Here is a 10,178-nt window from a genome sequence, read left to right on the forward strand (position 1 = left end):
TTTTTAATATTGTAAACAATGATTTTAATAATATAAGCAATATTTTTTCTATTTTAAATAGTATTTTTAATAGTTAAAAGTTGTTTTTGTTATGATAATAACAAATTTTAAAATTATTTGTTAAAGTATTTATAATTTTTTAACATTTTTGTAATAATAAAACAAAAGTTAATTATTTTTGATAGGGTATAAATCAAGTAGTTATTAATTTTAATTTTTTTATCATGGCAACACGCACACCAGGAAGAATAAAACTTCCAACAAACGTATCAGAATTATTAGATTTAGCTGATAAAATTTATGAAAAACACCGCTCCGATGGAGCAGCATCGCCTCTAAATGCTCAGCAAGACTATGATTGGTCAATTGAAGGACCAAAAATTGTTCCGTGTAAAGAAAATCATTATAATGCTGAAGAAGCCGCTCGATTAGCCGAAAGATATTATAAAGATAGAGATAATGATTTACCAGCTATAAAAGCAATAATTCAAAACAGTGCACAGTTATTAAAAAGTGTATATGCTAAAAATCCAAAAGTTTTGGGCGATTATGGTTTTATAGTTGATGATAGTAAACAGGTTAAAAAAGGCTAAGAATACTTGTTTTTTTGTTGAAAAAGGTAAGCTTAAAATTTGGGTTTGCCTTTTTTTATTCCTTGTTTTTACTATCAATAATTATAGTAACTGGACCATCGTTTAGAAGGGCAATTTTCATATCGGCACCAAATTGTCCTGTTTGTACTTTTTTGCCTAATTCGGTTTCCATTTTTGCAATGAATTTTTCATACAATGGAATGGCAATTTCGGGTTTTGCGGCTTTGATATACGACGGACGATTTCCTTTTTTGGTTAAGGCATGAAGCGTAAATTGGCTAACGATAATCATTTCGCCATCAATGTCTTTTAGCGATAAATTCATCACCTGATTTTCATCGCCAAAAATTCTGAGATTTACAATTTTGGAAGTTAACCAATCGATGTCTTCCTGATTATCAGCTTCTTCAATTCCGAGTAAAACCAATAATCCGCTGCTGATTTCGGCAACGATTTTGTTATTAATGGTTACTGATGAGTGAGTTACTCTTTGGATAACGGCTTTCATGATTGTTTTGGCTTTTACTTTTATTGTTTTGAGATTCCTACGGAATGACAAACTAGACTAATAATTAACTAAAACTGTAAACTAACTTTTCCTAGTTTCATCGCTTGCAATTCTGTCATCGTTGTAAACATCTTGGCGGTAATGTTCTTCATCGCCTTCAAGAATTTTTAGATAACTGTTGTAACGTGACCACGCAATTTTATCGTTTTCTAATGCTTCTTTTACAGCGCAATGAGGTTCTTCTTTATGCAAACAATTGTTGAATTTGCATTGATCTTTTAGTTTAAAAAACTCTGGAAAATAATCGCTGATTTCTGCTGATTCCATATCAACAATTCCAAAACCTTTAATTCCTGGTGTGTCAATAATTTTGGCGTCAAATGATAAATCATACATTTCGGCAAAAGTTGTAGTGTGTTGCCCTTGTTTGCTTTGTTCGGAAATATGTTTGGTTTTTAAATTCAAATTGGGTTCCAATGCATTTACCAAAGTCGATTTCCCAACACCTGAATGTCCAGAAAACATACTGGTTTTTCCAATCATCATTTCTTTTAATTGCTCGATGCCTTTCTTTTCAGTAGAAGAAATTCGCAGGCATTTGTATCCAATTTCAGAATAGATATGTTGCAGATACAATTGTTCGTCGAGCATAGCTTCATCAAAAGTGTCAATTTTGTTAAAAACCAAAATGGCTTCAATGCCATAAGCTTCGGCAGTAACAAGAAATCTATCAATGAAACTAGTTGTTGTTGGTGGATTGTTAATCGTTATCAAAAGAAAAACTACGTCAATATTCGATGCAATAATATGAGTTTGTTTGGAAAGATTGACTGATTTTCTAACGATGTAATTTTTTCTGTCGTGAATGTTATGAATTTGTCCAACGGTTTCGTCGGTAGTTTCGTCAAGTTCAAAATCTACCACATCACCAACAGCAATTGGGTTAGTACTTTTGATGCCTTTCATACGGAATTTTCCTTTGATACGACATTCAAAAAACTCGTTATTTTCTGTTTTTACAGAATAAAAACTTCCGGTAGATTTATAAACTGTTCCTGTCATGAAAAAAGTTAGAAGTGGATTTCTATTTATATCTTATAAAGATATCAGTTACAAAAATAGCAAAAAGAGACAAGAAGTCTTTATGTTTATCTTTTTAGTTTGAATAAAAAAAACCGTCTCATTAATTCAACGAGACGGTTTTAAGTAACTTTTTAAAAAATAATTTTAGTATTTGTAAGCAACTCCTTTTTTAATTGCTTGCGAACCACCTAATCCATTTGATGTTGCTCCAACAGTTGATTTATCTGCAGTTTGAAGAATAAAAGGACAACCCATTGCTGCTGCTGCCATTTTTAACTTTTTCTCAGCTTTTTTGTCACCAGTATTTCCTGTATGATAGTTAATTAAGCCTGTTTTTCCTCTAACTTCTTCACCTTTTTTTAGACCAGCGATATAAGCTTTGTCTTCAAGGATAACCACTTTTTCCCAGTCTGCTTCACCATTAACTACAATTTTGTCAGTAACTTGTTCAACACGACCGCTTTTTCCATAAACGATTTTTTCTACTGCATATTTACTAATAGTATTTTCTGCATCTTCACCATCATATTTAAAAATGATAGTAAATTCTTCAAGTTTAATTACTTTTCCTTTTACAACTTCTCCGTTGTGTTTAGTAATTTCATCAACTTGAGCATTGATTGTGTTAACGCCAAGCACAAGCATTAACATGAAAATAATTTTTTTCATTTTTTTTAAATTTTATTACGATTGTTTTTATTGTTGCGCAATTATACAAAAAATATGTTATTAGTAATTGTTTTTATGTTAAAATTATCCGTTTATAATTTTTTCCTGATGACTAATGCTTTCTTGGTGAATGGCTTTGAATATTTTTAGAATAAATTCTTCGCTTAATCCTTTTTCTTCGCCATCTAAAATCATTTTTCCAAGGATTTCATTCCAACGTTTATTTTGAAGAACGGCAACGTTTTTTTCTTTTTTCAAAGCACCAATTTTATCCGCAACTTTCATTCGTTTGCCTAAAATTTCCAATAATTTGGTGTCATATTCGTCAATGTCAATTCGGTATTTTGCTAAACGATTGTTGTAATCATCTGCATTGTCGGTTTCTTTTCGAATGCGTAAATCTTTGAAAATTTGTTTTAAAACAGTTGGTGTAACTTGTTGGGCTGCATCGCTCCAAGCATTATCAGGATCAATATGTGTTTCAATAATTAATCCGTCGTAGTTTAAATCCAAAGCTTGTTGGGATACTTCTTGTATCATGTCTCTTTTTCCTGTAATATGCGATGGATCACAAATTAAAGGCAAATCAGGAAAACGATTTTGAAGTTCGATGGCTAATTGCCATTCGGGAATGTTTCTGTATTTGGTTTTTTCATACGTAGAAAAACCTCTGTGAATTACGCCAAGATTTTTAATTCCTGCGTTATACAAGCGTTCAACGCCACCAATCCAAAGAGCCAAATCAGGATTTACAGGATTTTTTACCAAAACAATTTTGTCGGTATTTTTTAAAGCATCAGCAATTTCTTGAACGGCAAACGGATTTACTGTAGTTCGCGCACCAATCCAAAGTACATCAATATCGTGTTCCAAAGCTAGTTGAACATGAGTTGCATTGGCTACTTCAATTGCCATCAATAAACCAGTTTCGGCTTTGGCTTTTTGTAGCCATTTTAAACCAATAGCGCCAACGCCTTCAAATCCGCCAGGACGTGTTCTTGGTTTCCAAATTCCGGCACGAAAAATCGAAACATCGGAGTTTTTTAATTCGTGAGCAATTTTTAAGACTTGTTCTTCGGTTTCAGCACTGCATGGTCCAGCGATTACCAATGGATGATTTAGATTAAAATCATCGAGCCATTTTTTATTTTCGGTAGTTATATTCATGATTTTTTATTGGATGTAAAATTAGTAAATTCTTTATATTTTAATGGTTAAATCTTTTGATGGCTTCTTCAATTTTTTCTTCGGATACGCAAAGCGAAAATCGAATGTAACCGTTGCCATTACTGCCAAAAATTGTTCCTGGAGTAATGAAAATATGTTTTTTGATTAAAATGTTGTCAATGAATTCTTCGGCCGAAATACCTTCGGGTAATTTTGCCCAAACGAACATTCCAACGGCTTCTTTACTATACGTGCAATTTAGTTTTTCTGCCAATTGAAATATCAAATTTCTGCGTTTTGTATAAATCTCGTTTTGATGATTGAACCAATTGTTGTCTAGTTTTAACGCTTCGATTGCGCCTTTTTGAATGCCATAGAACATTCCTGAATCCATATTGCTTTTTACTTTTAGAATGGCATCGATTAGTTTGGCATTTCCTAAAACCATTCCAACGCGCCAACCTGCCATGTTATAGGTTTTTGATAAAGAATTTAATTCCAAAGTAATGTCTTTTGCACCGTCAATTTGTAAAATAGATAAAGGTTTTTCGTTTAAAACAAAGCTATACGGATTGTCATTTATAATTAAAATTTGATGTTTTTTACCAAAAGCGATTAGTTTTTCAAACAGTTCCAAAGTTGCATTTGCACCTGTTGGCATATGCGGATAAGAAACCCACATGATTTTTACTTTTGATAAATCGGTTTGTTCCAAATGTTCAAAATTAGGTTGCCAATCGTTTTCTTCGGTTAAATCATAATATATAGGTTTTGCCTGAACCAATTCGGTAACTGATGCATAGGTTGGATAACCCGGATTTGGGATTAAAACTTCGTCGCCTTCGTTTAAAAAAGCCAAAGAGATATGCATAATTCCTTCTTTTGAACCCATCAATGGAAGGATTTCCAAATTGTAATCGATGTTTACTCCAAATTTATTGGAATAGAAATCGGCAAAACCTTTTCGAAGTTCGGGTAAACCTTGATAGCTTTGATATTCATGTGCTTTGTCGTCGAACATAGCTTTTTGAATGGCTTCGATAACCGATTTATCGGGTGACAAATCTGGACTTCCAATTCCCATATTGATAACTGGTTTTCCTTCGGAAATTAATTGGCGTACTTCTTTTAGCTTTCTTGAAAAGTAGTATTCCTGAACGCTGTTTAATCTGTTGGCAGTTTGTATCATATTTTTTAAATTTCAATATCAATTTCAAAAGTCAAGTTCAAAATTCAATTTCAATTTTAATATTAAAGTTTTTTTTGAAGTTGAAGTTGCTTTTTGAGGTTGCTATCGCTTTTTGAAGTTGAAGTTGACTTTTGACCTTGTTATTGTTTTCCTTTTTTGTATTCGCCCAAAACTTTAAAATGGGTTGTCATTAGTGCTAGAATATTTTTGGCTTTTTCGTAGTGTTTGTATTTTTCAAAAATGACATCTACAAAAAATGAATATTGAAATGGTTGTTCGATAATTGGCATCGATTGGATTTTGGTTAAATTCAGTTTGCAATTATTCATTACGTTTAGAACTGTTGCTAAACTTCCAGGCGTATCGTCGAGTTCAAATTTTATCGAAGCTTTGTTGATTTCTTCTTTGGGTAATTCTTTGTTGGTTGTTTTTACAATTACAAATCGAGTTTTGTTGCTTTGAACGGTGTGAATTCCCGAAGCTAGAATTTCTAAATCATACAGTTTTGCTGCAATTGGAGCAGCAACAGCACCAATTCCGGTTAGTTTTTGTTCTTGAATTCTTCGGGCAGTTTCAGCAGTATCGCCACTTTCAACAAGTTTAATATGAGGAAATTGACTAAAGAAAACGGCGCATTGCAACAACGCAATCGGATGCGAATGAACTTCCTTAATATCTTGAATGGTTTGTCCTTTTAGCACCATCAAATTCATGTGAATATTAAGGTAATGTTCGCCAATGATGTGTAAATTATTTCGGTCAATCAAAGCGTAGTTTGGAATTATTGAACCCGCAATTGAGTTTTCTAAAGCCATAACGCCTTTTTGAGCTTTGTTGTCGATTAGATTTTTTACTAATTCGTCAAACGACATGCATTCATCCAACTCATGTTCCTGCTGAAAAAATTCTTGTGCCACTTGATGATGAAACGAACCTTTTATTCCTTGTATTGCAATTTTTGATTCCATGTTTTTTTAACTATTAAGAGATTAAGTTTAATTAAGCATTGCGAAGCTTTGTTTTTATTAATCTCTGTGAGATGTATTTTAATTTTTAGTCAAAAAAAAATCCCAACTTTCGTTGGGATTCATATTATTGTTTTTTGTTGTTTTTATTTTTTCACATAACACAATACTAATCCCTTTTTCTGTCCGAAGAAGAAATAAAAGAAATAGTTATAAAATGTGTTGAACTGTGTCATTGTTGTATTTTGTTTTGCTAATGTAGAAAAATAAAGTTTACATTTTACATTCAGAGTGAAAAAAAATTAAGGAAACGTTTTCGTTGTATCATAAAAACGGGATTTTTTCGTTATACTTCTATTAATTATTACATTTGCTCAAAATAATTCAGGTATGTCAATAGAAGTTCAAAATATTTCAAAAAATTATGGTGCTCAAAAAGCGCTTGATAACGTTTCATTTTCGGTAAAAAAAGGTGAAATTGTTGGTTTTCTTGGTCCAAATGGTGCAGGAAAATCTACGTTGATGAAAATTTTAACGACTTATATTACGGCTGATGAAGGAAAAGCTGAAGTAAACGGCAACGATGTTTCGGGTAATCAAAAAATGGTGCAGCAATCGGTTGGTTATTTACCAGAGCATAATCCGTTGTATTTGGATTTGTATGTTCGTGAATATTTGGAATTTAATGCTGATGTTTATAAAGTTTCTAAATCTAGAATTGAAGAAGTGATTGAATTGACGGGTTTATTGCCTGAAAGTCATAAAAAAATAGGACAACTTTCAAAAGGTTATCGTCAGCGTGTTGGTTTAGCAACGGCTTTGTTGCACAATCCTGATGTTTTGATTTTGGACGAACCTACAACTGGATTGGATCCAAATCAGTTGGTGGAAATTAGAAATGTGATTAAAAATGTAGGGAAAGACAAAACGGTTTTTCTTTCTACACATATTATGCAGGAAGTTGAAGCGATTTGTGACCGAGTGATTATCATTAATAACGGAAAGATTGTTACGGATAAAAAGCTGGACAAATTAGTTTCGGAAGTTACTACGCAAGTGATTGAAGTGGAATTTGACAAAGCAGTTAATGAAGAATTGTTTGCTAAACTTTCTGATTTAATAAACTACAGAAATACTCAAGGTAATGTTTGGGAATTGACTTTTGAAACGGAAGTTGATATGCGTTCGGCATTGTTTGATTTTGCTCATGATAATGGTTTGAAAACGCTTCAAATTAGTTTGAAAAGTAAAAATCTTGAGGAAATTTTTAGAGAGAAAACTAAAAAGTAGTGATTAGTAATTAGTGAAAAGTGATTAGCATGAAGAATGTTTTTATAGTTTTTGTTGTTATAATGCTTTTGACTTCTTGCCATAATTCGGACAAAACACAAGGAAATACTCATTCAACAGAGAAATCTAATAAATTTGAAAGACAAGTTTTAATTGAAGAATTAAAAAAGTTTCAACAAATTATAGCGTCAAATGACAAAGAAAAAATTGGGGATATATTCGATTTTCCTCTTTCTAACTCATCGTTTAGTATTTTTGTAGATGATGAAGCGTACTATAAGCAATTGAAATCAAATCAAGATGAAGTAACGAAAGAAATGTTTTTACAACATTATGAAGAGATTCGTGAAAGTATTTGGGTTAATCAATTGAATGAACTTTTTCAGAATATTAATCTTGAAGATTTGTTGAACAAAGATTCTCTGGAATATGAAGCATATTTTAAAGATAAACCTTGTTTTTATTCTTACCAAATAGAAGTACTTGAAATAAACAATGTGATGTTAAAAATGAATATGAATTCAAACAGAGAATATATAAACGAAAACCTTTCTGAAGAAGATATACCTGAAAATTCTAGTGAGATTTGTGAACATTCGTTTTGGTGGATTTTAAAATTTGATGGAAAGGAAATATCTGTTAAAGAAATTTCAGGAGCAGATTAATCCTTTATAATTTAAAGATAAATCACTTTTCCTTGGTATAATTCTTCTATTTCGACTATTGGTGGAACATTTTTTAGGATAACATTTCCTGTACTGTTTAGTATTCCTGTGACTTTTTGGATTGGTTTTACAATCATATCGTTTGAACCTCTGTGATAGATTTGCATAAATTGAGCATCGAAATTTGCGGCTTCAATTCGTCCGTCGCCAAAATAGAAGTTGAAACTGGCATTTTCGGTTTTTCCTGTGATGAAAAATCGAGAAACGTTGTTGTTGTGAATTTGTAGGTTGGTGTTGTCTATGTTGAGGATGAAATCACCCGTTCCTGCGCCGGTTTCGCCATCGGCATCTTTGTCGAAGGAAATGAAACTTAGGTTTTCAAAGGTTAAAATACCATTGGAACTGATATTTCGGTCGGTTTTTGAGTAAACTTCTTCGAGTGTTGGTGTGGTTATGAGGATTTTGGTTTCGCCATATTGTCGAACCCAATTGCAACTAGTTTGGTCTTTAAAGATAAGTTGGTCACCGTTTTGTTTTACTTCGATATTGTCAATAAAATTTTCGCCCGCAACAATTTCTACCTTATATATATCGCCATCGGTAATGATTACTTCAATGCCTTTGTAAACTTTGATTTTTTTGAACGCTTGAACTGGAATTTCTTTGGTTATCGTTTTTCCGCTGCTTTCGATACAATCGCTCGGTTTTTCGCAAGCAATAATAACGTAGAAAAGTGCTATTATATATAGGTGTAATTTTTTCATAGTTTAGGTTTTAAATTCTGTATCCAATTCCAAATTCTAAAGCTTCGGCCAAAAACAAATGGGTTTTGATGGTAAAACCGCCAAAGAAGTTGTCGCTGAAATAATATTTCATCCCAACACGATCATAAATAGGTATGTCTTTTTTGAAAGGTTGATATACGTAATAGCCAATTTGGGCTTCGAGCGAAATTCGGTTGATTAATAATTCGTGACCAACGAAAACTCCAACACGTTTGTAATCGGTGTTTTTAGAAATGTTTTCTTCGGGATAAGCAACAGAATAGTATTTGATGTATTCTTCGATGGATTTGGTCAAAAATAATTCGGTACCAAGTTGAAGAGATGATTTTCGATTTATACGTTTGTCGGCATAAAAACCTATGTGGTAAAATGGAAATTGACCACTGCCAATAATTGGGTTTTCGTTAATTCCAGTTCTCAGAACAAAATTATATCGAATAGGCGATTTATAATCTTTTACAACAGTTGTCGTGTCAACTTTGCGAACAAAGTTTTCGTCGAGATTATAATTCAAACCAACATTCAATAAATAAGTGTTTATTCCGCTGTTTGGTGATTTTACTCTTCCGTTAGAATAATGCGTGAACAGAATTCCAGCATGAAAACCAATGTTTTTAAATAAGTTTTGATTGTCATAACTCAAGCCAATGTTTGTATTAGCAATAATTTTACTCCCAAAAGCTTTGTTTTTACTATTCTCAACTTTGTCATAAGGATTAGTTGTCAAAGCAACACCTTGCGAAAGTTTAAATTGCAAATGTCTATTCAAAAAATAAAAGTTATACAAAGCACCAACCGAATAATTTTCGCCAAGAGCATTACTCTTAAAATCCTGGTATAAAAAGTACCCACCAAAATCTGGATAATTATACGCCTTGTGCCATTCTTTAGAACCATCAGTTTTCTTCAAAAAATTAATCATCACACCATTCGGATGACCATTAATCAAGTGATACATGTCTTCAGTATGCGGCAAAGCATTCCCTTTTAAATACGAAACTTCAATATTATCTATGATATTTTGATTTTGTCCAAAAACAATATAATAGGAGAATAGAAATAGAACAATAAAATAATTTTTCATTTTCGAGCTTAATTCTGGCAAATATAAAATAATACATCAATAACAAAAACACATACTATTATATAAGTATAAAATTTTGGAGTGATTCTTTGTTGATTATTTGCAAGTCATATTCCCGCTGTTTACTACAATCTTTTTGTTTTTGTTGAGGTTTTGGAAATAAGAGGGATAATTAAGGAT

11 protein-coding genes are annotated in these 10,178 nt (G+C 32.1%); 3 read left to right on the plus strand and 8 right to left on the minus strand.

The features are described from left to right. Positions 1-224 precede the first annotated feature (224 nt). Positions 225-593 (plus strand): hypothetical protein, encoded by a 369-nt coding sequence (locus G6042_RS07635; protein ID WP_169523712.1) that lies wholly within the window; start codon positions 225-227, stop codon positions 591-593. 55 nt (positions 594-648) lie between these two features. Here the strand turns inward: G6042_RS07635 and dtd are convergent, their stop codons facing one another. The 6 genes from dtd to G6042_RS07665 form a co-directional block, all read right to left on the minus strand. Next, positions 649-1,101, minus strand: a complete 453-nt coding sequence (gene dtd / locus G6042_RS07640; protein ID WP_169523713.1) for a D-aminoacyl-tRNA deacylase — start codon at positions 1,099-1,101, stop codon at positions 649-651. Between the two features lie 81 nt (positions 1,102-1,182). Then, a complete protein-coding gene (rsgA, locus tag G6042_RS07645; protein ID WP_169523714.1) occupies positions 1,183-2,163 on the minus strand; it encodes a ribosome small subunit-dependent GTPase A in 981 nt (326 codons plus the stop codon). Between the two features lie 165 nt (positions 2,164-2,328). Next, on the minus strand, positions 2,329-2,853 hold the full coding sequence (locus tag G6042_RS07650) for a hypothetical protein (protein WP_169523715.1): 525 nt from the start codon (positions 2,851-2,853) through the stop codon (positions 2,329-2,331). Between the two features lie 84 nt (positions 2,854-2,937). Then, a complete protein-coding gene (locus G6042_RS07655; RefSeq protein WP_169523716.1) occupies positions 2,938-4,020 on the minus strand; it encodes a bifunctional 3-deoxy-7-phosphoheptulonate synthase/chorismate mutase type II in 1,083 nt (360 codons plus the stop codon). Between the two features lie 40 nt (positions 4,021-4,060). Next, complete coding sequence (locus tag G6042_RS07660) at positions 4,061-5,209, minus strand: pyridoxal phosphate-dependent aminotransferase (RefSeq protein WP_169523717.1); 1,149 nt, start codon at positions 5,207-5,209, stop codon at positions 4,061-4,063. Between the two features lie 140 nt (positions 5,210-5,349). Beyond that, positions 5,350-6,177: a prephenate dehydratase gene (locus tag G6042_RS07665; protein WP_169523718.1), complete on the minus strand. Its 828-nt coding sequence runs from the start codon at positions 6,175-6,177 to the stop codon at positions 5,350-5,352. Positions 6,178-6,564: 387 nt separating this feature from the next. Between G6042_RS07665 and gldA the strand changes: the two genes are divergently transcribed. Both gldA and G6042_RS07675 read left to right on the plus strand, forming a co-directional pair. Continuing rightward, complete coding sequence (gene gldA / locus G6042_RS07670; protein WP_169523719.1) at positions 6,565-7,464, plus strand: gliding motility-associated ABC transporter ATP-binding subunit GldA; 900 nt, start codon at positions 6,565-6,567, stop codon at positions 7,462-7,464. A gap of 29 nt (positions 7,465-7,493) precedes the next feature. Continuing rightward, positions 7,494-8,129: a hypothetical protein gene (locus G6042_RS07675; RefSeq protein ID WP_169523720.1), complete on the plus strand. Its 636-nt coding sequence runs from the start codon at positions 7,494-7,496 to the stop codon at positions 8,127-8,129. An 11-nt stretch (positions 8,130-8,140) separates the two neighbouring features. Here G6042_RS07675 and G6042_RS07680 read toward each other — a convergent pair whose 3' ends face one another. Further along, positions 8,141-8,893 (minus strand): head GIN domain-containing protein, encoded by a 753-nt coding sequence (locus tag G6042_RS07680; RefSeq protein WP_169523721.1) that lies wholly within the window; start codon positions 8,891-8,893, stop codon positions 8,141-8,143. Between the two features lie 10 nt (positions 8,894-8,903). Next, positions 8,904-9,998: an acyloxyacyl hydrolase gene (locus G6042_RS07685; protein WP_169523722.1), complete on the minus strand. Its 1,095-nt coding sequence runs from the start codon at positions 9,996-9,998 to the stop codon at positions 8,904-8,906. Positions 9,999-10,178: the final 180 nt, after the last annotated feature.

The organism is Flavobacterium solisilvae, from assembly GCF_012911605.1.
GTDB lineage: Bacteria > Bacteroidota > Bacteroidia > Flavobacteriales > Flavobacteriaceae > Flavobacterium > Flavobacterium solisilvae.